The organism is Klebsiella sp. GB_Kp047 (assembly GCF_040065235.1).
Taxonomy (GTDB): Bacteria; Pseudomonadota; Gammaproteobacteria; order Enterobacterales; family Enterobacteriaceae; genus Klebsiella; species Klebsiella quasipneumoniae.
In genome coordinates this window covers 81,785-102,092 of record NZ_JBEAJG010000040.1, presented here as the reverse complement: position 1 = coordinate 102,092, position 20,308 = coordinate 81,785, and the positions used below count along the sequence as shown (strand labels likewise).

General features: G+C 61.5%; 19 protein-coding genes. 5 read left to right on the top strand and 14 right to left on the bottom strand.

The window, feature by feature from the left end; genetic code table 11:
* Window positions 1-126 precede the first annotated feature (126 nt).
* Window positions 127-552 (top strand): nucleoside triphosphatase NudI, encoded by a 426-nt coding sequence (gene nudI / locus ABLV76_RS19565; protein WP_053810120.1) that lies wholly within the window; start codon window positions 127-129, stop codon window positions 550-552.
* Here the strand turns inward: nudI and ABLV76_RS19560 are convergent.
* Both ABLV76_RS19560 and tctD read right to left on the bottom strand, forming a co-directional pair.
* Entirely contained in the window at window positions 544-1,950 is a 1,407-nt protein-coding gene (locus tag ABLV76_RS19560) for a sensor histidine kinase (RefSeq protein ID WP_348878430.1), read from the bottom strand. The genes nudI and ABLV76_RS19560 overlap by 9 nt on opposite strands.
* On the bottom strand, window positions 1,937-2,614 hold the full coding sequence (gene tctD, locus ABLV76_RS19555) for a transcriptional regulator TctD (protein WP_053810118.1): 678 nt from the start codon (window positions 2,612-2,614) through the stop codon (window positions 1,937-1,939). Before tctD ends, ABLV76_RS19560 begins: the two co-directional genes overlap by 14 nt.
* A 133-nt stretch (window positions 2,615-2,747) precedes the next feature.
* On the opposite strand from tctD, the gene ABLV76_RS19550 reads away from it, so the two are divergent.
* Genes ABLV76_RS19550 through ABLV76_RS19540 form a run of 3 tightly spaced genes read left to right on the top strand, consistent with a single transcriptional unit; the run spans window position 2,748 to window position 5,704 of the window.
* Window positions 2,748-3,728 (top strand): tripartite tricarboxylate transporter substrate binding protein, encoded by a 981-nt coding sequence (locus ABLV76_RS19550; RefSeq protein WP_053810117.1) that lies wholly within the window; start codon window positions 2,748-2,750, stop codon window positions 3,726-3,728.
* A gap of 15 nt (window positions 3,729-3,743) precedes the next feature.
* Window positions 3,744-4,175 carry a tripartite tricarboxylate transporter TctB family protein gene (locus ABLV76_RS19545; protein ID WP_004201725.1) on the top strand — a complete coding sequence of 144 codons (432 nt, stop codon included), beginning with the start codon at window positions 3,744-3,746 and terminating at the stop codon, window positions 4,173-4,175.
* An 11-nt stretch (window positions 4,176-4,186) separates the two neighbouring features.
* Window positions 4,187-5,704, top strand: a complete 1,518-nt coding sequence (locus tag ABLV76_RS19540) for a tripartite tricarboxylate transporter permease (protein WP_004201726.1) — start codon at window positions 4,187-4,189, stop codon at window positions 5,702-5,704.
* Here ABLV76_RS19540 and menE read toward each other — a convergent pair.
* From menE to ABLV76_RS19505, 7 genes are all read right to left on the bottom strand, one after another.
* Entirely contained in the window at window positions 5,701-7,062 is a 1,362-nt protein-coding gene (gene menE / locus ABLV76_RS19535) for an o-succinylbenzoate--CoA ligase (RefSeq protein WP_043520253.1), read from the bottom strand. The genes ABLV76_RS19540 and menE overlap by 4 nt on opposite strands.
* Window positions 7,059-8,024, bottom strand: a complete 966-nt coding sequence (menC, locus tag ABLV76_RS19530; protein ID WP_348878429.1) for an o-succinylbenzoate synthase — start codon at window positions 8,022-8,024, stop codon at window positions 7,059-7,061. Before menC ends, menE begins: the two co-directional genes overlap by 4 nt.
* The gene (menB, locus tag ABLV76_RS19525) at window positions 8,024-8,881 is read right to left on the bottom strand and encodes a 1,4-dihydroxy-2-naphthoyl-CoA synthase (protein ID WP_004201730.1); all 858 of its coding nucleotides are present in this window, start codon (window positions 8,879-8,881) and stop codon (window positions 8,024-8,026) included. Before menB ends, menC begins: the two co-directional genes overlap by 1 nt.
* A gap of 14 nt (window positions 8,882-8,895) precedes the next feature.
* Window positions 8,896-9,654 carry a 2-succinyl-6-hydroxy-2,4-cyclohexadiene-1-carboxylate synthase gene (gene menH / locus ABLV76_RS19520; RefSeq protein ID WP_017899281.1) on the bottom strand — a complete coding sequence of 253 codons (759 nt, stop codon included), beginning with the start codon at window positions 9,652-9,654 and terminating at the stop codon, window positions 8,896-8,898.
* A complete protein-coding gene (gene menD, locus ABLV76_RS19515; RefSeq protein ID WP_348878428.1) occupies window positions 9,651-11,321 on the bottom strand; it encodes a 2-succinyl-5-enolpyruvyl-6-hydroxy-3-cyclohexene-1-carboxylic-acid synthase in 1,671 nt (556 codons plus the stop codon). The genes menH and menD overlap by 4 nt, the downstream gene beginning before the upstream one ends.
* 81 nt (window positions 11,322-11,402) lie before the next feature.
* Window positions 11,403-12,692: an isochorismate synthase MenF gene (gene menF / locus ABLV76_RS19510; RefSeq protein ID WP_049004650.1), complete on the bottom strand. Its 1,290-nt coding sequence runs from the start codon at window positions 12,690-12,692 to the stop codon at window positions 11,403-11,405.
* A 135-nt stretch (window positions 12,693-12,827) separates the two neighbouring features.
* Window positions 12,828-13,289 carry a GNAT family N-acetyltransferase gene (locus ABLV76_RS19505; protein ID WP_004201734.1) on the bottom strand — a complete coding sequence of 154 codons (462 nt, stop codon included), beginning with the start codon at window positions 13,287-13,289 and terminating at the stop codon, window positions 12,828-12,830.
* 57 nt (window positions 13,290-13,346) lie between these two features.
* Here ABLV76_RS19505 and rnz point away from each other — a divergent pair, with 57 nt between their 5' ends.
* On the top strand, window positions 13,347-14,267 hold the full coding sequence (gene rnz / locus ABLV76_RS19500; protein ID WP_064150944.1) for a ribonuclease Z: 921 nt from the start codon (window positions 13,347-13,349) through the stop codon (window positions 14,265-14,267).
* Between the two features lie 56 nt (window positions 14,268-14,323).
* On the opposite strand, the gene nuoN is transcribed toward rnz, so the two are convergent.
* The 5 genes from nuoN to nuoJ form a co-directional block, all read right to left on the bottom strand.
* Window positions 14,324-15,781: an NADH-quinone oxidoreductase subunit NuoN gene (nuoN, locus tag ABLV76_RS19495; RefSeq protein ID WP_004201737.1), complete on the bottom strand. Its 1,458-nt coding sequence runs from the start codon at window positions 15,779-15,781 to the stop codon at window positions 14,324-14,326.
* Between the two features lie 6 nt (window positions 15,782-15,787).
* A complete protein-coding gene (gene nuoM / locus ABLV76_RS19490) occupies window positions 15,788-17,317 on the bottom strand; it encodes an NADH-quinone oxidoreductase subunit M (RefSeq protein ID WP_004201738.1) in 1,530 nt (509 codons plus the stop codon).
* 298 nt (window positions 17,318-17,615) lie between these two features.
* On the bottom strand, window positions 17,616-19,457 hold the full coding sequence (nuoL, locus tag ABLV76_RS19485; RefSeq protein WP_004201740.1) for an NADH-quinone oxidoreductase subunit L: 1,842 nt from the start codon (window positions 19,455-19,457) through the stop codon (window positions 17,616-17,618).
* Complete coding sequence (gene nuoK / locus ABLV76_RS19480; protein ID WP_002913148.1) at window positions 19,454-19,756, bottom strand: NADH-quinone oxidoreductase subunit NuoK; 303 nt, start codon at window positions 19,754-19,756, stop codon at window positions 19,454-19,456. Before nuoK ends, nuoL begins: the two co-directional genes overlap by 4 nt.
* Complete coding sequence (gene nuoJ / locus ABLV76_RS19475) at window positions 19,753-20,307, bottom strand: NADH-quinone oxidoreductase subunit J (protein WP_004201743.1); 555 nt, start codon at window positions 20,305-20,307, stop codon at window positions 19,753-19,755. The genes nuoK and nuoJ overlap by 4 nt, the downstream gene beginning before the upstream one ends.
* Between the last annotated feature and the right edge of the window lies 1 nt (window position 20,308).

Here is a 20,308-nt window from a genome sequence, read left to right as displayed (position 1 = left end):
TACGATAATTTTCGCTTAACTTATCACTCTGTAAAGCCAGCGCCGTATTTCCCTTGCGGTTTGCCGAGGCGCCTCGCAAACTGTTTCCTCGATACCCGGCCCGACTTACTGCGAAGGAGAAAAATCATGCGTCAAAGGACGATTGTTTGCCCGCTAATCCAAAATGATGGCCATTACCTGTTGTGCAAGATGGCTGCCGACCGCGGGGTTTTTCCCGGACAGTGGGCGCTGGCCGGCGGCGGCGTGAAGCCAGGGGAACGTATCGAAGAGGCGCTGCGCCGGGAAATCCGCGAAGAGCTCGGCGAAAAACTCATCCTTACCCATATTGCGCCGTGGAGCTTCCGCGATGATACCCGCGTTAAAACTTACCCCGACGGGTGCCAGGAAGCGATCTATATGATCTATCTGATCTTCGACTGCGTCAGCGCCAATCGTGACGTGACGATCAACGAGGAGTTTGACGATTACGCCTGGGTGAAAGCGGATGAGCTTAAAAACTACGATCTCAACGCCGCTACCCGCCTGACCCTGAGCATGAAGGGGCTACTCTAACGCCACGGTCGGCAGGCGCAGCGTCGCCTTCAGTCCGCCCAGGCTTTCGCTGCGCGAAAGCTGCAGGTGGCTACGATGCAGACGCGCGATATCGTTTACCAGCGCCAGCCCCAGACCGGCGCCGGGTATCGCGCCCGCGTTATCGAGGCGGCGAAACGGCATCAGCGCCTGGTGTACCTGCTGGTCGTCAATTCCCGGGCCGCTGTCTTCCACGCTGAGCAGCACGGCGTCGCCGTCGCGATGCAGGCTAAGCGTGACCGAACCATATTCCGGGGTATAGCGAATGGCATTGTCGAGCAGGTTAGCGCACAGTTCCCCCAGCAGAACGCTATCGCCTGCCACCTGTACCGCCGACTGCTCGCCCTCATAGCCAAGATCGATATGTTTGCTCCGCGCTTGCGCAATACGCGAAAAGCAGCTGTTGCACACAATTTCCGGCAAGTTAATCACCGCAAACGCCTGATCCCGCTGTTTTACCGTCGCCAGCTGCAGCAACCGCTCCGTTAACAAGACCGTATCGTCCAGCGTGGCGCGCATCGCCTGCAGGCTTTCGCGCCACAGTTGCGTATCGTCGCTGGCCAGCGCAACCGAAGCCTGCGTTTTCAGCACCGCCAGCGGCGTTTTCAGCTGATGGGACGCATCGGCGCTGAAGCGCTCCTGACGGGAGATCATCACCCGCAGGCGGTCGATATAGCGGTTGAACGCGACAATCAGCAGCCGCGTTTCTGACCAGGGCAGCAGCTCCGGCAGCGGCGTCAGCAGGCCGGGTTCACGGCGCACCATCAGCGCGGAGAGCTGGCGCATGGGCCGCAGCACGCGGCGCAGCAGCCAGGCTGCCAGCACCAGCGTCAACAGGACCAGTAACCCCTGCGACACCCAGGATGAAAAGAGTAACTGTCCAGCCAGCCAGCGGCGGGACTGCAGCGTTTCGGCAATATAGATCTCCGCCATGCCCACGATGCCCCCTTCGTTGATGGGCTGCAGCAGGCGCGCCACGCGAATTGCCTGACCGCGATATTCGGTATGATAAAACCATGCCAGCGCCGGATAGAGCTGAGTTCGCGAGGTGGATGGCGGCATCGCGGGCAGATCGTCATAGCCGGAAATAACCTTCCCCTGCGGGTCAAGCACCTTGTAATAGAGGCGATCGTTCATGTTGAGCTCGAAGCTGTCCAGCACCACCCAGGGCACATTCACCTCCAGTTGCCCTCCGCGCACCACCAGCCGCTCGGCCACCGTCCGCGCCGACGACAGCAGGGTACGATCGTAGGCTTGCGTCGCCGCCTGCAGCGCGCTGACGTAGCTATTAAACGCGGAGAGTCCCCACAGCAGAACCAGCGGCAGGCCGAGAAACAGCAACAGTTGGGCATAGAGCGATTGCGGCTTACCCCATCTCATTGCACTCGCACTCAAGCAGATAGCCTAACCCGCGCAGGGTGGTTATACGCACATTGCTCGCCTGAAGTTTCTTGCGCAGGCGGTGAATATAGAGTTCGATGCTTTCCGGACTGACGTCGTCGCTGAGACTGAACACCTGTTCGAATAACTGCTGGCGCGAAACCGGGCGGGTGCGGCGAAACATCAGCACCTTCAATAACGCCAGCTCACGCGGCGTCAAAGACAGCATCTGGCCACGGAGTAAAAAATAGCCTTCGTCACAATACGCCAGCTCACCAAGCTGCTGCACCTCATGCACCTGCCCTTCGCTGCGCCGGAGCAGCGCCCGCAGGCGGGCGTCGAGCTCTTCCAGCTCAAAGGGCTTGGGTAAATAGTCATCCGCGCCGGCATTTAAGCCCTTCACCCGGTCCGCTACCGCGCTGCGGGCGGTCAGCAACAGCACCGGCAGGGTCTGCCCGCGCTTGCGCAGCCGCTGCACCACTTCAAGGCCATCGAACCCCGGCATACCGATATCCAGCACCGCCAGCGCATATTGCTCACTTTGCAGCAGATGGTCGGCCGCACGCCCGTCAGCGACGCAATCTACGGCAAAACCGCCCTGCACCAGCGCTTTTTCCAGCCAGTGAGCCAGCTCACGATTATCCTCGGCTAATAAGAGACGCATATCACATCCTGTAACGTTGCTGCCGCATTGAAAGGGAAATGAAAGGTAACTGTTTTAACAATCATGCAACCGAATCGCCATATGTCGGTTCACATAATCAAAAAAACCTGCCCTGTACCTGCTGAGGAAGCCTATGAAAACGCCATTTTTCCGCCATCTGAGCGCCATCGCGCTGTGCCTTTGCACCACATCCGCCTTCGCCGCAGAGGCCCCGTCCCGCACCGAATGTATCGCGCCCGCTAAACCCGGCGGCGGCTTTGACCTGACCTGTAAGCTGATTCAGGTGAGCCTGATGGAAACCGGCGCTATCGAGAAACCGATGCGCGTCACCTATATGCCCGGCGGCGTGGGCGCGGTAGCCTACAACGCCATTGTCGCCCAGCGCCCGGCAGAGCCGGGGACCGTCGTCGCCTTCTCCGGCGGCTCGCTGCTGAACCTGTCGCAGGGTAAATTCGGCCGTTACAGCGTCGATGACGTGCGCTGGCTGGCGAGCGTCGGCACCGACTACGGCATGATCGCCGTGCGCGCCGATTCGCCATGGAAAGATCTGAAGTCGTTTATGACCGCGATGGAGAAAAATCCCTCCAGTATCGTGATTGGCGCCGGGGCCTCCATCGGCAGCCAGGACTGGATGAAAGCGGCGCTGCTGGCGCAAAAAGCCAACGTCGACCCGCATAAAATGCGCTACGTCGCCTTTGAGGGCGGCGGCGAGCCGGTGACCGCGCTGCTCGGTAACCATGTGCAGGCAGTCTCCGGCGATCTCAGCGAGATGGTGCCCTATCTGCAGGGCAATAAAATCCGCGTGCTGGCGGTCTTCTCCAGTGAACGGCTGCCGGGGGCGCTCGCCGATGTCCCCACTGCAAAAGAGCAGGGCTACGACCTGGTCTGGCCGATTATTCGCGGCTTCTTTATGGGCCCGAAAGTCAGCGACGCCGAGTACCAGTGGTGGGTCGATGAATTCACTAAACTGCAGCAAACCGAAGCGTTCAAAAAGCAACGTGAACTGCGCGGCCTGTTTGAATTCAATATGAACGGCAAGGCGCTCGATACCTACGTTAAGCAGCAGGTCAGCGACTACCGCGAACAGGCGAAAGCCTTTGGCCTGGCAAAATAAACCGCGGAGGCGCTCATGAGCGATCGTATTTTTGCCGGAGTATGGCTGTTGTTATGTACTGGCGGTCTGTTTATCGCCTGGCAGATCCATAGCGAATACTCCTATGAACCCGTCGGCCCGCGCCCCTTCCCGCTCGGGATCATCGGCCTGATGCTGCTGTGCTCGGCGTTAATGCTGTTGCGTCGCCCGGACGCCGTCGAGTGGCCGGGACGGCATGTGCTGCAGCGTCTGCTGACCATGGTCGTGGTGCTGGTGGTGTACGCCTGGGGGTTTGAATGGCTCGGTTTTCCGTTGGCCACCGCGCTGCTGACGGCGATCATTGGTCTGCTGTTCGGCGCGACGCTGCCGGCGGCGGGCATTGCCGGCGTCGCGATGGGCGTGTCGTTATGGTACGCCTTCGACACCCTGCTCGATGTCACCTTGCCCCTCGGCATCTGGTTTAATTAACGGAGGCGTTTATGGATACCTGGATCTATCTCTCGCAGGGCTTCGCCGTCGCCATGACGCCGGAGAACCTGTTGATCGCCCTGATCGGCTGCTTTGTCGGGACTATCGTCGGCCTGCTGCCGGGGCTGGGCCCTATCAACGGCGTGGCGATCCTGCTGCCGCTGGCTTTCGCCCTGCATTTACCCGCGGAGTCGGCGCTGATCCTGCTGGCGACGGTCTATATCGGTTGCGAATACGGCGGGCGTATTTCATCGATTCTGCTGAACGTGCCCGGCGATGCCGCCGCCATTATGACCGCCCTCGACGGCTATCCGATGGCCCAGCAGGGTCGCGGCGGCGTTGCGCTGTCGATTTCCGCCGTCAGTTCCTTCTTTGGCTCACTGATCGCCATCGGCGGCATTATTTTGTTCGCGCCGCTGCTCGCCCAGTGGTCGCTGGCGTTCGGTCCCGCGGAATACTTCGCGCTGATGGTCTTCGCCATCGCCTGTCTTGGCAGCATGATGGCGCAGAACCCGCTGAAGTCGTTCCTCGCGGCGTTAATCGGCCTGGGTCTGGCGACGGTGGGCGTAGACGCTAATACCGGGGTTTACCGCTTCACCTTCGACAGCGTCCATCTCTCCGACGGCGTACAGTTTATTGTGGTAGTGATCGGCCTGTTCTCGGTTTCGGAGATCCTGCTGATGCTGGAGAGCACCAGCGGCGGACAAACCCTGGTGCGGAAAACCGGACGGATGCTGTTTAACACCAAAGAGGCCGCACAGTGCGTCGGCGCGACGCTGCGCTCCTCGGTGGTGGGTTTCTTCGTCGGTATTCTGCCCGGCGCCGGGGCGACCATCGCCAGCGCCATTACCTACATGACGGAGAAAAAACTCAGCGGTAACAGCGATAACTTCGGCAAGGGAGATATTCGCGGCGTGGCGGCGCCGGAAGCGGCCAATAACGCCTCCGCCTGCGGTTCCTTTATTCCCATGCTGACGCTCGGCGTGCCGGGGTCCGGCACCACCGCGGTGATGATGGGCGCGCTGACGCTGTATAACATTACGCCCGGCCCGGCGATGTTCACCGAACAGCCGGATATCGTCTGGGGGCTGATTGCCGCCCTGCTGATCGCTAACGTGATGCTGCTTATCATGAACATTCCGTTGATCGGCCTGTTCACCCGTATGCTGACCATTCCGCTGTGGTTTCTGGTCCCGGCCATCGCCGCGGTCTCCGCCGTCGGCGTTTACGCGGTACACAGCACCACTTTTGACCTGTTGCTGATGGTGGGGCTTGGCGTGCTTGGCTACATCATGCGCAAAATGCACTTCCCGATGTCGCCGCTGATCCTTGGCTTCGTGCTGGGGGAGATGCTGGAGCAGAACCTGCGTCGCGCGCTGTCCATCAGCAACGGCAACCTGGCGATCCTGTGGCAAAGTGGAGTGACCAAAACGCTGCTGGTGCTGGCCATCGCCGTGCTGGTGGTGCCGCCGCTGCTGCGTCTGCGGCGTAAACAGCGCCAGCGTCGCGCCGAAGCCAATATCGGCTAAGCCGGCGAATTGACCCATTCGCGCAGCGCCCGGCGCGAGATCTTAATCCCACCGTTCTTTAACGTTTCCGGCAGCCGCAGCCAACGCACCGGCTGCTGGAAACGCGCCAGCCGCTCCGCGCTCCATGCCGCCAGCACGCTCATCTCGCAGCCGTCATCGCATTCCACCACCGCGACCGGACGCTGGCCATATTCCGCATCGTCCAGCGGCACGACAAACGCCTGTTGTATCTGCGGATGCGCCACGATGATCCGTTCCACCTCCTCAGGCTGGATCCCTTCCCCACCGCTGAAAAAGAGATTATCCAGGCGCCCGAGGAGAGTGAGCCGTCCATTGATGATCTCGCCGCGATCGCGGGTGGCAAACCACCCTTCGTCGTTGGTCAATGGCAACAATTGACCGTCGCGCCAGTAGCCCGCGGCCATACTCGCCGCCCGCAGCCAGACCTCGCCGGCAACGATTTTCATCTCCCGCCCCGGCAACGGCGCGCCCACATCCGCCGCGCCGTCGGCCTCTTTGGCGCAGACGGTGGAAGCAAATTCGGTCAGGCCATAGCCGCAGTAGGTGCGTACCCCCTGCCCCCGCGCCCGCTCGGTCAACTCGACCGGGATCGCCGCGCCGCCAAGCAGCACCGCCTTGAGGGAGAGCGCAGCACCGTCATTCAGCAGGCGCCACAGCTGAGTCGGCACCAGCGAAGCGTGGGTGCAGCCCTGCAGCATCTGCGCCAGCGGCTGTTTATCGCGCACCGTCAGCCGCGCGCCGGCCAGCAGCCAGCGCCACATAATCCCCTGTCCGGAGACATGAAACAGCGGCAGCGACAGCAGCCAGTCATCTTCTGCGGCAAACGGCATCAGCGCCAGCACGCCGGCGGCGCTGGCCAGATGGGCGCTGGCATCATGCACTGCCGCCTTCGGCAGACCGGTCGACCCCGAAGTCAGCGTCATTGAAGCGAAACGATCCCCGCGCCACGGCACAGCATGGGTTCCCGCTGCCGCCTGCAGGGTTAACGCCGGTAAATCCCCCGGCAGCGCATCGCCGTTAAGCACCAGCTGATGCTGGACGGTCAACGCTGGCAGCAGTTCCTGCAGCAACGCTGCGGGCAGCTGCGGATTCAGCGGCAGCACCCGCGCACCGCACTGCAGCAGCGCCAGCCAGGCCAGCAGCGTCGCCGGCTGGTTAAAAGCCTGCAGCGCCACCCCGTGACCTGCCGTTACGCCCTGCGCGGCAAAGCCGGCCGCCAGCGCGTCAACGTGGGCGCACAGGTCGCGCCAGGTCAGCGGCTGGTCATTCAGGCGCAGCGCCTGCGCCTCTCCGCGCCGCTGGCGCCAGTGGCGCCAGGGCCAGTCGTGAAAGGTCACAGCAGTGGCTCCAGCGTATCCATGTTGATCATCGGCAGGGTGCTTTCCGGCCACGGCCGCACCAGCTGGGCGCCCATCAGCGACAGGGTGTCCAGTCCGGGGATGGTCTGCGGCGTCAGCCAGGCGGCAACCCGCGCCAGCTGGGTTAACCCGAGGCTGGACTCGATTGACGAGCTGATCACCGCGCTCAGCCCCAGCGCATGGGCCGCGGCGACCTGCTGCTGAACCTGTTGTAAACTGCCGGTTAGCGTCGGCTTGATCACCACCGCGCGCACGCCCGGCTCGGCGACGAAGCGAAAATCCGCCTCGCGCAGGCTTTCATCCCAGGCGATAGCGATCCCGGTTTCGCGGCTAAAGGCTCGTGAGTCCTCCGGCGTTTTACAGGGCTCCTCAATAAACGCAATGCGCTGGCGATACGCCGGATCGACATATTTCGCAAACTGCTGCGCTTTCAGCGGCGTCCAGGCCCGGTTGGCATCCAGACGCAGCTGCAGGTCGGGGATGGCTTCCAGCAGCAGATTAACCACCATGCCGTCGCGGACCGCCTCCCAGAGCCCCACTTTCACCTTAGCGACTTTCTCGCCGGGCATCGCCGCCAGTCTGGCGAACAGCTCATCCGGATCGCCGGAGCAGAGCGGCGCTGCGCGATAATCCGCGGCCAGCGGCAGCTCGCCGTTGAGCTCCGCCTGCGCGCAGCTGATGCCAAACGCGACAGAAGGCAGCGCAGGAAGCGCCGGCTCCGCGCCGTCGCGCCAGGCCTGCGCCCACGCCAATAGCGCCGCCTGCGCCTCCTCCAGGGTCTCTGCGCTGAATCCCGGCAGGGGAGATATTTCCCCCCAGCCCTCCCGTTCACCCTCCCGCAGGTGGATGAACAGCCCATCGCGGGTTTTTAACCGCCGTTCGCGCAGCACCACGCCCGCGTCCATCGGTATCTGCCAGCGGTAAACCTGCGATACGCGCATTAGGGATTCCGTTTAAATTTGCTGAAGTCCGGCTGACGTTTCTGGTTGAAGGCATTGCGGCCTTCCTGCCCCTCTTCCGTCATGTAGAACAGCATGGTGGCGTTGCCGGCCAGCTCCTGCAGACCGGCCTGGCCGTCGCAGTCGGCGTTCAGCGCCGCTTTCAGGCAGCGCAGCGCCATTGGACTGTTCTGCAGCATTTCCCGACACCAGCGCACCGTCTCTTTTTCCAGATCCGCCAGCGGCACCACGGTGTTCACCAGCCCCATATCCAGCGCCTGCTGGGCGTCATACTGACGGCAGAGGAACCAGATTTCCCGCGCTTTTTTCTGCCCGACGATGCGCGCCATATAGGAGGCGCCCCAGCCGCCGTCGAAGGAGCCGACCTTCGGCCCGGTCTGACCGAAGATGGCGTTTTCCGCCGCGATGGTCAGATCGCACATCATGTGCAGCACATGGCCGCCGCCGATAGAGTAGCCGGCCACCATCGCCACCACCGGTTTCGGGCAGGTGCGGATCTGGCGCTGAAAGTCGAGTACGTTGAGATGATGTACGCCGGAGTCATCCTGATAGCCGCCGTAATCGCCGCGAACTTTCTGATCGCCGCCCGCGCAAAAGGCTTTCTCACCTTCGCCGGTCAGGACAATCACCCCGATATTGTCGTCATAACGGGCATCCGCCAGTGCCTGGATCATTTCTTTGACGGTCAGCGGGCGGAAGGCGTTGCGCACCTGCGGGCGGTTGATAGTGATTTTGGCAATGCCGTCGGCCGATTTGTGGTAGCGAATATCGGTATAGCCTTCGGAACAATCGTGCCATTCAACAGGGGCATAGAGCATTGCTTCATCAAGAGAGATCATAGAATGTCCTTCAGTTAACTTGCCAAAATCTGCGCCAGACAGGCAATCACCGCCGCCGGGTTGTCCCGGTGCGCGTTGTGTCCGGCATGGTGAATAAGATGGAGATCCGCCGCGAGCGCCTGGGCGATGGCGTGAAACTTCGCGTCGTGCTCGCCGCACAGGTAATGAAAGGGGAAATCGCGCGCCTGCAGGGATGCGCGCAGATCGGCCTGCCCGGCAAGGGAGGTTGCCTGCAACATCGCCGCCAGCGTCGCGCCGTTGTTCCGGCTGCGTAAGGCGACCAGCGCCGCGCGCTGCCCGGCGTTCAGTGAAGCGAAGACCGGCTGCTGATACCAGTCGGCAAAGACCTGCGCCAACGGCTCATGGCGAAAACGGTCCGCCCAGGCGCTGTCGTTGCTGCGCCTCGCCCGCCGCGCTTCGGCATCCTGCAGGCCAGGATGGCCGCCTTCGACGATCAGGCCGCGCAGACCCGCGCGCGGCTGGCAGGCGAAGTTCATCGCCACCCGGCCCCCCAGCGAGTAGCCGATCAGCCAGTAGTTAAGTATGTTGTAACTATTAAGCGTAGCCTGCAGCAGAATATTGACCCCGGCAAAGTCCTGCACTGCGATATTCGCGGAGCCGCCGTGGCCCGGCAGATCGAGATACAGCCGCGGCCAGGCGCGAAACGCGTCGCCCACTTCCCGCCACTCGTTGCGGTCGCCGGAAAAACCGTGCAGAAAGACCAGCCAGGGATAACCCGGCTGGCCATGTTCGACAGCCGCGCTGAGAGTCACAGGCGGCTTACCTGCGCCAGCAGCTGCTGGAGGGTCTGTGTGCCGTCGGTCTCATTGACCGCCAGCTCAATCACCGTCGCCCCTGCCCTGCGCCAGGCGCCGGCCAGCGCCTCATCCAGCGCCTGCCAGTCAGCCGGGCGATGATAGGCCAGGCCGAACATCGCCGCCGCGTGGCTGAAATCAACATCCTGCGGCATTAAGTAGAACTGGCGCCGCTCATCCTGCGGCGTCGGCAGCATGGAGAAAATCTGCCCGCCGTTGTTGTTCACCACGATCAGCACCAGCGGCGCCGACGCCTGTCGCAGTAGGGCCAGCGAGTTGAGATCGTACAGCGCCGAAAGATCGCCGACGATGGCCAGGGTTGGCCGGGCGCTGGCGCGCTGCACGCCGGCGGCGGTGGCGATCAAGCCATCAATGCCGCTGGCGCCGCGGTTGCTGTAAACCGGGTAGCCGGCCGGCAGCTGCGCCAGGGCGTCGATCAGGCGCACCACCAGGCTGTTGCCGACAAACAGTTGCCCCTGTTCCGGCAGATAGCGGCGAATTCGCTGCGCCAGCTGCGCTTCGCCAAAGGGGTCGTTGCTGGCGACCGCCGCCTCCCACGCCTGACGGGCCAGTTCAGGAATGGCCGTCGCCCACGGCTGGCGTTTCTCCGCCGGGTGCAGCTCAAGCCAGCGGTCAACGCTGGCGAGCAGACGGCGGCCGCGGTGCTGTGCCGGATCGAGACGACCGGCCAGATTATCCACCAGCCAGTATTCATCAGGCTCGCAGGTGGCCTGCCACTGCAGAACCCGCTTGCCGGTCAGGCTGCTGCCGAGCTGAACCACGATCTGCGCCTGCGCCAGCTCGCTCACCGCTTTGCCATTACCCAGCCACAGGTCAGCGCACGGCAGCGGCTGCCCGGTCTGCGACAGGACATCGCCGATCAGCGGCCAGCCGAGGGTTTGGGCCCACTCGGCCACTTTTTTCCCTTCAGCAGCGCTCATTCTGCCCGCCACGACCACGCCGCGCTTTTGCCGCCAGAAGAACCAGTCGCGCTGTTTCTCACTTTCCCTCTGCAGCGCCTGACGTAACCAGGGCTTATCGCTCTGCCACCAGCTGCCGAGCTGCTGCTGCCACTCCACGCCGGTATCATCCATATCGCCATACAACGGTTCGGCGAACGGGCAGTTGATATGCACCCCGCCGGCGTGCAGCTCGCCCAGCGCCTGGTCGATGGTCGAGACCAGCCAGCGGGCGGAAATATCCTGCGAGGGACGCGGCAGAGAAATCGTCTGCGACGGATGGGAGGCGAACATCCCCGGCTGACGAATCGCCTGATTGGCGCCGCAGTCGATCAGCTCCGGCGGACGGTCGGCGGTCAGGAGAATCAGCTTTTCCCCGGTGAGACCCGCCTCAATCAGCGCCGGATAGAGATTCGCGGTGGCGGTCCCGGAGGTCACAATGACCGCCACCGGCTGACGACTGGCTTTCGCCAGACCGAGCGCCAGGTGGCCGAGGCCGCGTTCGTCAAAATGGGTATGATGGATAAAGGCGCGGTTTTCCGCCGCCGCCAGGGTTAAGGGTGTCGAGCGCGAGCCCGGCGCGATGCAGATATGCTGCACGCCGTGGCGCGTTAAAGCTTCCAGGATCACTGCCGCCCAGCGTCGGTTAAATGCGCTTACTGACATGAAATTGTCCGGTATCAAATATTGATGCTAAGTATAGATAAGGCAATGTGACGGCGTTTTGATATGCATCGTCATTCCCGCTTATGGACAGAGTAGCGAGCGCAGCCCGGCCGCTTTGTTGTCAATCTCCTGCCACTCCTGCAGCGCATCGGAGCCGCTGACGATCCCCGCCCCGGCATACAGTCGCAGGGTGTCGTTGTCCACTTTCGCCGAACGCAGCGCCACGCAAAACTCGCTTTGCGCCAGCGACAGATACCCGGCGGAACCGGCGTACCATTCACGGGAAAAAGGTTCATGGCGCTGAATGAATGCCAGCGCCGCCCGCCGCGGCAGGCCGGCCACCGCGGCGGTAGGCTGCAGCTGCAGCAGACAGCGGCTGTCGTCAGGCTCCGCCAGCTCGGTCCAGATGCAGCGTCGAAGATGCTGTACCTTGCGCAACCTCACCACCTGCGGCGGCAGAACGTCCAGCGTCGAGGCCTCACTCTGCAGGCGCTGGCAGATATCCTCCACCACCAGCATGTTTTCCCGCTGATTTTTGTCGTCTTTCATCAACCAGTCGGCCAACTGCTGCGCCTTCGCGTCATCCTGATGATTAGCGACGGTGCCCGCCAGCGCTTCGGTGCGCAGCAGCGCGCCGCGCCGGCGCCACAGCCGCTCCGGCGTGGAGCCGAAAAACGCCTGACGGGCATTGAACGCCATCAGGAAATGAAAACAGTTAAGATTGCGGCTGCGGCTGGCGGCCATGATGCTCACGGCATCCAGCGGGGCGGCAAACTGCAGGTCGGTTGCCCGCGCCAGCACCACTTTATCCATGTCGCCGGCGGCGATGGCCTGCGTCGCCAGGTCTATCATTGCCTGCCACAGGGGATAATCGGAGGAGTGGCGCTCGCTCAACAGCGGCGGTACGCCGCCAGGGGTCGCCTGGGCGGTGGTCAGGCTGGCGAGAAAATCACGCGCCGTCATGGCATCGTCGCGCAGTGAGAGGTCGCTGTGCAGCACCAGCCGCATCACGGCCCTGCCGCCGCACCGACGCCATTCCAGACGCGGCAGCACCAGCCGGCCTTGCTGCGGGGCAAACGCATTCAGGCCGCAGATGCGCAGATCCTGCCGTCCGGCCTGGTGTAAAAAGCGGTTCGCGGCGTCGAGCGAGGGAAAGCTTTTTACCGCCCCCAGCGCCGCCATCTCCTCGTCGCCATTGCGCTGTTGCCAGTAGAACTGCGGCCACTGCGGCTGCTGGCCGCACCATAGCAGCGGATCGAAGGCATCATTCAGCGGAAAGGCAATATCGATAATTCGCGTGCCGGGTGAGTCAGGAAAGGGCTCACTCAGGCCGTCACGTAAACGGGCCAGCGCAGTGGAAACAGACAGCACGCAAACCTCCACGGTAGTAAAACCCCACATTATAAGGGGTTCGACGGCGGAATAGCAGTACCCATGACGAGGGAGCGGGTTTTATCTCACCTGCTCGCCGGCCCGGAACAGGGTTGGAATATGAGTGTTGAGGGGTCAAACAGCGCGGCTTTCCCGCGCCATGCCGATGTGCGGAATGCCATCCTCATCATAGACCTCAGTCACCGGCGTAAAACCGAAGTGGGCGTAAAAAGCTTGCAGGTGCGCCTGCGCCCCAAGGTAAATCGACTTTTGCGGCCAGTGCCGCTGACAGCTGGCCAGCGCCTGCGCCATCAGCTGATGGCCAAGCTTTTCGCCGCGCGCGGCGGGGCTGACGATAACCCGGCCAATCACCACCGGATCGTACATCTCTTCGCTTTTAAGGATCCGCGCATAAGCCACCAGTTCGCCATCGCGCCAGCCGAGAAGATGGCGATTTTCCCCAACCAAATCATCGCCGTCGACATCCTGATAAGCGCACTGCTGCTCCACGACAAAGACTTCGCTGCGCAGCTTCAGCAGCGCATACAGCTGGGGAACGGTGAGTTCACTATGATGGAGATCCTGCCAGGTCATCATCTGCTGCTCCTTATTGATATACTGATGTTTTGCGACTCGCCCTGAGGACACTGGACGATGGAATTAACTTTTTTGGGGACATCCGCCGGGGTGCCGACCCGCACGCGTAATATGACGTCGATAATACTCAATTTGCAACAGCCAACCCGCGCCGAAATGTGGTTGTTTGACTGCGGCGAAGGGACCCAGCATCAGTTTCTGCATACGCCCCATCATCCTGGCAAACTGAATAAGATCTTTATTACCCATTTGCACGGCGACCATCTGTTCGGCCTGCCCGGGCTGCTGTGCAGCCGCTCGATGCAGGGGAATTCGCTGCCGCTGACGGTCTACGGACCAACAGGAATAAAAGAATTCATTGACACCGCGCTGCGCCTCAGCGGCTCGTGGACCGACTATCCTCTGACCATCATCGAAGTCGGCCCCGGTCTGGTGTTCGACGAAGAGGGCTATCGGGTCACCGCGTTCCCGCTTAGCCATCCGGTGGAGTGCTACGGGTATCGCATTGAGCAACACGACAAGCCCGGCGCCCTCGACGCCGCCCAGCTGATTGCCGACGGCGTGCCTCCCGGGCCGCTGTTTCACCGCCTTAAGCGCGGTGAACAGGTGACGCTGGCGGATGGCCGGGTGATCGACGGCAGCCGCTACCTGGGGCCCGCCACGCCGGGTAAAACGCTGGCCATCTTTGGCGATACCGCCCCCTGCCCGCAGGCGCTGGAGATGGCGCGCGGGGCGGATGTGATGGTCCACGAGACCACCCTGGAGCAGGCGATGGCGGAGAAAGCCAATAGTCGCGGCCACTCCTCCAGTCAGCAGACCGCGACGCTGGCTAAAGAGGCAGGCGTCGGCACGCTTATCGCCACCCACTTTAGCTCACGCTACGATGCCAAGGGCTGCCTGCGGATGCTGGCGGAATGCCGGGAGATTTTCCCGGACACCCTGCTGGCGGAAGACTTTATGGTTTACACGGTGGCGTAACATTCCGGGCATAAAAAAACCGCCATTCCGGCGGTTTTTTTATTGAGTCAATCCACTTACATCAGCGGCGTCGCCAGCTGCACGATGCTAATCAGCGGCTGCGGCCAGATACCGAGCACCAGCACCAGCAGGGCAGAGATCAGCACCACGATACCGCCAGCGCTGTACTGCCAGTTCGACGGCGCATCACGGTTCAGCTGCTCCGGCGCGCTCAGGTACAGGCTCACCGCCACGCGCAGGTAGTAGTAGAGACCGATCGCCGAGCCGACAACTACCGCAGCAACCAGCCACCACAGATGGGCGTGAACACCGACGGCCAGCACGTAGAACTTACCGATAAAGCCAAGAGTCATTGGGATACCGGCCAGGGAGAGCATCATCACCGTCATCACCGCCGACAGGATCGGACGGTGCCAGAACAGACCGCGGTAGGAGAACAGCGAGTCCGCGTCCGGGCCACGGTATGGGCTGGACATCAGGCTGACCACGCCGAACGCGCCGAGGCTGCTGAACAGGTAGCCGGCCAGGTAGACGCCAACGGCTTCCATCGACATTTCGCCGCTTTGCAGGGCGATCAGCGCCACCAGCAGATAGCCGAGGTGGGAGATAGAAGAGTAACCGAGCAGACGTTTGATATTGGTCTGGCTCAGCGCCATCAGGTTACCGAAGATGATAGAGGCGAAGGCGATCAGCCCCAGCACCACGCGCACCGCTTCGCTGTTGCCCACCGGCATGTACAGGAACAGACGCATCACCACGCCGAAGATGGCGATCTTGCTGGCGGTCGCCAGGAAGGTGGAGACCGGCGCAGGCGCCCCCTGGTAAACGTCCGGCGTCCACAGGTGGAACGGCACCAGCGACAGCTTAAAGCCAAGACCGACGATCATCAGGCCGAGACCCGCCAGCAGCAGCGGCTCGTGCAGCGTGTTGTCCGCCAGGCTCTTGCCCAGCGCAAGGAAGGACAGGTTGCCGGAGTTCGCATACACCAGCGCCATACCGAACAGCAGGAAAGAGGAGGCTGCCGCGGAGAGGATGGTGTATTTGATGCTCGCTTCCAGCGAACGCTTCTGGCGGAAGGCGTAGCCGACCAGGCCGAACAGCGGCAGCGAGATTAACTCAATGCCGAGGAACAGCGCCGCCAGATGATTCGCACCGGCCAGCAGAATGCCGCCCAGGGCGGCGATCAGCACCAGCAGGTAGAACTCTTCTTTGTTGTCCTTGTAACCCTCAAGCCACGGATAGGCGAAAGTACAGGTGGCGAGACTCGCCAGCAGCACCAGCCCAGTGTAGAGCATCGCGTAGCCGTCAACGCGGATCAGCGGCGTGACGTCCATTGCCCCATTCTGGCCGACGAACCAGAGCGAGACCAGCGCGGCATTAAGCCCGAGAACCGACAGCGTGGCATTGAGAAAATGATTGCGTCGCCACGCAATGGAGAGCATCACAACCACCACCGTCAAGCCGACGATCAGCAGCGGTAGCAGTGCGATCAGTTGTTGTGGAGTTATTGTCATGGCGAATTACGGCCTTGTAGTAGAAACAGAATTAACAAACCACTGCTGAATGTTGCTCATCGCAGCATGCGAGGTGTCGAGGATCGGCTGTGGGAAGAAGCCCAACAGCACCAGCAGCACCACCAGCAGCAGGATGATAGACAGTTCACGCAGGGACATCCCCGGCAGCGCTTTCGCCGCGATTTCGCTTTTCGCTTTACCGAAGTAAGCGCGATGCAGCATCGACAGCGAGTAAACGGACGCGAATACCAGACCAAAGGTCGAGATCACGGTGATCACCGGCACCACTTTATAGCTGCCGAACAGGATCATAAATTCGCCGACGAAGTTACCGGTGCCCGGCATCCCCAGGGTGGCGACGGCGAAGAACATCGACATCGCCGGCAGCCATTTGATTTTGCTCCACAGACCGCCCATCTGACGCATGTCACGGGTATGTAGACGTTCGTACAGCTGGCCGCAGAGAATAAACAGACCCGCCGCGGAGAGACCGTGAGCAATCATCTGGATCACCGCCCCCTGATACGCCAGCTGGCTGCCGGTGTAGATAGCAATCAGCACGAAGCCCATGTGGGACACGGAGGTGTAGGCGATGAGACGTTTGATATCAGTCTGGGCAAAGGCCATCCACGCGCCGTAGAAGATCCCGATCACGCCCAGCCACATGGCGATAGGCGCAAACTCGGCGGAGGCGTTCGGGAACAGCGGCAGCGCAAAGCGCAGCAGACCGTAGGCCGCAGTTTTCAGCAGGATCCCCGCAAGGTCGACGGAACCGGCGGTCGGCGCCTGGGAGTGGGCGTCCGGCAGCCAGCCGTGCAGCGGCACCACCGGCATTTTCACCGCGAAGGCGATGAAGAAGCCGAGCATCAGCAGATATTCCACGCCGTGGGACATCGGGGTTTTCAGTAGCTCTTCATAGTTGAAAGTCCACACGCCGGTGGCGTTGAAGTGGACGAATGCCAGCGCCAGAATGGCAATCAGCATCACCAGGCCGCTCGCCTGGGTATAGATGAAGAACTTGGTGGCCGCCGTGATACGCGTTTTACCATCAGAGGCTTTGTGGCCCCACAGCGCAATCAGGAAGTACATCGGCACCAACATCATTTCCCAGAAGAAGAAGAACAGGAACATGTCGATGGCGAGGAACACGCCGATGACGCCGCCCAGGATCCACATCAGGTTGAGGTGGAAGAAGCCCTGGTATTTTTCGATTTCGCGCCAGGAACAGAGCACCGCCAGCACGCCGAGCAGGCCGGTCAGCACTACCATCAGCAGCGACAGGCCGTCGATCGCCAGATGAATGCTAATGCCGAAGCGTGGGATCCACGGCAGCACGAACTCAGACTGCCACTGCGGAATACCCGCGGATTGCGTCAGAGAATAGCCGCCCTGCATCCACAGCTGCAGGCCAAGCACCAGCGTCAGTCCCATGGTAATCAGCGCGATCCAGCGCGGCACTTTCACGCCAAAGCGTTCGGTCTGCCAGCACAGGAAGCCGCCGATAAAGGGGATTAATATCAACCAAGGCAATAACATGGTGATTTTTATTCCTTATTTAAGTCCGGTTCAGGCTATCTTACTCGTCATAACGAACTCCGGCTGTGCTCACAATCCTCACGTACTTTAGTACGCTCCGATTGCTCCGCGCAGGCGGCGTCCACTTTGACTTCGCCGATAACGCCTGTCCTTTACGACCTGATTTTCAACGAATTCTCACAGAAAATTCACTTCGGTTTGAGGCTTGTTTTGTCGGGTGGAGCTAATGCTAACCCGACCTACGCTCCCGTAGGCCCGGCAAGCACCGGGCCGCCGGGCAACACAATCGTTCTCAAACTCAACGCAATACCATCAGCAGCGCCAGCACCACCACCGCGCCAATGCTCATTGACGCCACATACCAGCGCAGATAGCCGTTCTCGCTCACCAGCAGGCCTTTACCTGCGAAGCGGGAGAGGAGCGCCGGGATATTCATCAACGAGTTCAGCGGATCGCTCTTCAGCAGCCAGGCAATGCCGAGGAATGGCTTAACGAATACTTTGTCGTATAACCAGTCGAAGCCCCAGGCATGGAACCACCAGGTACCGAAGAAGCGGCCAGGCGCGCTGTTGGCGATAGAGGTCACCAGGGTGCGTTTGCCCAGCCACAGCCATGCGGCGATCAGGATGCCGGCAATAGCGATGATCCCGGAGGCAATCTCCAGCGTCATCACGCTGCCGTGCGCCAGTTCAGTGGTCTGCGGTAAGACGCCTTCCAGCGGCGGCACGATCAGCGCGCCAACGAAGGTGGACAGCACCAGCAGCACAATCAGCGGCAGATGATGGGTGATCCCCTTCCCTGCGTGCGCGTGAATTTGCTCTTTACCGTGGAACACAATGAAAATCATGCGGAAGGTGTACAGCGAGGTCATAAAGGCGCCGACCAGGCCCGCCACCATCAGGTTGATATGACCGTTGGCCATCGCCCCCGCCAGGATCTCATCCTTACTGAAGAAGCCTGCGGTAATGAGCGGCAGAGCGGACAGCGCCGCGCCCCCCACCAGGAAGCAGACGTACACCAGCGGAATAGATTTGCGCAGGCCGCCCATCTTGAAGATGTTCTGTTCGTGATGGCAGGCGAGAATCACCGAACCAGACGACAGGAACAGCAGCGCTTTAAAGAACGCGTGAGTCATTAGATGGAAAATCGCCGCGTCCCATGCCTGCACGCCCAGCGCGAGGAACATGTAGCCAATCTGGCTCATGGTGGAGTAAGCGAGAACGCGTTTAATGTCGGTCTGCACCAGCGCGGCGAAGCCCGCCAGCACCAGTGTAACCGCCCCGACGATCCCGACCAGATGCAGCACTTCCGGCGTCATCAGGAACAGACCGTGGGTACGGGCGATCAGGTAGACGCCCGCGGTGACCATGGTCGCGGCGTGGATCAGCGCGGAAACCGGCGTCGGACCCGCCATCGCATCGGCAAGCCACGTTTGCAGCGGCAGCTGGGCGGATTTACCGACCGCGCCGCCGAGCAGCATCAGCGTCGCCCACTGCAGCGTGGTGCTGCCGTTAGCAAAGTGCTGCGGCGCCAGCTCAACCATTTCGCGGAAGTTGAGGGTACCCAGTTCGTTGTAGAGGATGAACAGCGCGAAGGCGAGGAACACGTCGCCGACGCGGGTCACCACAAACGCTTTCATCGCTGCGGCGCCGTTCTTCGGATCGGTGTAGTAGAAGCCGATCAGCAGGTAAGAGCAAAGACCCACCCCTTCCCAACCCAAGTACATCAGCAGCAGGTTGTCGGCCAGTACCAGAACCACCATGCTGGCGATAAACAGGTTGGTGTAGGCGAAGAAGCGGGAGTAGCCCTCTTCACCGCGCATATACCAGGAGGCGAACATGTGGATCAGGAAGCCGACGCCGGTCACCACGGAGAGCATGGTCAGCGACAGGCCGTCCAGCACCAGGTTGAAGCCGATGTTGAAATCCCCTACCGACATCCAGGTCCACAGCGGCACGCTGACCGCCTGTTTGCCGTTAGCGAAAAAGTCGACGCCGACATAGGCGGTGACCAACGCCGCCAGGCCTACCGAGCCCATGCCAACGGTGGCGGAAAGGTTTTCCGACCAGCGCCCGCGGGAGAAGGCCAGCAGCACAAAGCCAATCAATGGCAAAAGAATGGTTAAGGCAAGCATGTTCATCCACGCAACTCACTTACTGAATCGATGTTCAGGTTCTGGCGGCGACGATGGAGCTGCAGCAGCAGCGCCAGACCGATACTCGCTTCCGCAGCCGCAAGGCTGATGGCGAGGATATACATAATCTGACCATCTGCCTGGCCCCAGTAGCTGCCCGCCACCACAAAGGCCAGCGCGGCGGCGTTAATCATGATTTCCAGGCTGATCAACATAAACAGCAGATTGCGGCGGATCACCAGCCCCGTCAGACCAAGCACAAACAGGATGGCCGCGAGGATCAGTCCATGTGTTAAGGGGATCATGCGTGTTCCTCCGTTTTTCTTTTGTCGCTGTCGTTCACGCGGTTGCTCAGCACCTCGCCGGCGCGCTCTTCGCGACCGATGTGGAAGGCGACCACCAGGCCCGCCAGCAGCAGCATGGAGGCCAGCTCCACCGCCAGGACGTACGGCCCAAACAGCGCAATACCCACTTCTTTAGCGTTGATTGCCGCGCCGTCGATACCCTGGTCGTTAATCCCCAGAATGGCGTAAACGATAACCACCAGCAGCACTGCGGAGAGGATGGCCGGGCCAATCCAGATCCCCGGCTGCAGCCATTTGCGTTCCTGTTCGATTTCGCTGCCGCCCAGGTTGAGCATCATCACCACGAAGACGAACAGCACCATAATGGCCCCAGCGTAGACGATAATCTCCAGCGCCCCGGCGAAGTACGCGCCCAGCGAGAAAAACACCCCGGCAATCGCTAACAGCGAAATGATCAGGTACAGCAGCGCATGCACCGGATTGGTGTGGGTGACGACCCGCAAGGTTGCGAGGATGGCGATCAGGCCACAGATATAAAAAGCGAATTCCATT

Bases quoted from the DNA above. Each gene is read 5' to 3' on its own strand.
- nuoN (WP_004201737.1), bottom strand. From the start codon at position 15,781: ATGACAATAACTCCACAACAACTGATCGCACTGCTACCGCTGCTGATC.
- ABLV76_RS19540 (WP_004201726.1), top strand. From the start codon at position 4,187: ATGGATACCTGGATCTATCTCTCGCAGGGCTTCGCCGTCGCCATGACG.
- nuoL (WP_004201740.1), bottom strand. From the start codon at position 19,457: ATGAACATGCTTGCCTTAACCATTCTTTTGCCATTGATTGGCTTTGTG.
- ABLV76_RS19550 (WP_053810117.1), top strand. From the start codon at position 2,748: ATGAAAACGCCATTTTTCCGCCATCTGAGCGCCATCGCGCTGTGCCTT.
- rnz (WP_064150944.1), top strand. From the start codon at position 13,347: ATGGAATTAACTTTTTTGGGGACATCCGCCGGGGTGCCGACCCGCACG.
- menD (WP_348878428.1), bottom strand. From the start codon at position 11,321: ATGTCAGTAAGCGCATTTAACCGACGCTGGGCGGCAGTGATCCTGGAA.
- ABLV76_RS19505 (WP_004201734.1), bottom strand. From the start codon at position 13,289: ATGATGACCTGGCAGGATCTCCATCATAGTGAACTCACCGTTCCCCAG.
- nudI (WP_053810120.1), top strand. From the start codon at position 127: ATGCGTCAAAGGACGATTGTTTGCCCGCTAATCCAAAATGATGGCCAT.
- ABLV76_RS19545 (WP_004201725.1), top strand. From the start codon at position 3,744: ATGAGCGATCGTATTTTTGCCGGAGTATGGCTGTTGTTATGTACTGGC.
- tctD (WP_053810118.1), bottom strand. From the start codon at position 2,614: ATGCGTCTCTTATTAGCCGAGGATAATCGTGAGCTGGCTCACTGGCTG.
- nuoJ (WP_004201743.1), bottom strand. From the start codon at position 20,307: ATGGAATTCGCTTTTTATATCTGTGGCCTGATCGCCATCCTCGCAACC.
- menB (WP_004201730.1), bottom strand. From the start codon at position 8,881: ATGATCTCTCTTGATGAAGCAATGCTCTATGCCCCTGTTGAATGGCAC.
- menC (WP_348878429.1), bottom strand. From the start codon at position 8,024: ATGCGCGTATCGCAGGTTTACCGCTGGCAGATACCGATGGACGCGGGC.
- nuoK (WP_002913148.1), bottom strand. From the start codon at position 19,756: ATGATCCCCTTAACACATGGACTGATCCTCGCGGCCATCCTGTTTGTG.
- ABLV76_RS19560 (WP_348878430.1), bottom strand. From the start codon at position 1,950: ATGAGATGGGGTAAGCCGCAATCGCTCTATGCCCAACTGTTGCTGTTT.
- nuoM (WP_004201738.1), bottom strand. From the start codon at position 17,317: ATGTTATTGCCTTGGTTGATATTAATCCCCTTTATCGGCGGCTTCCTG.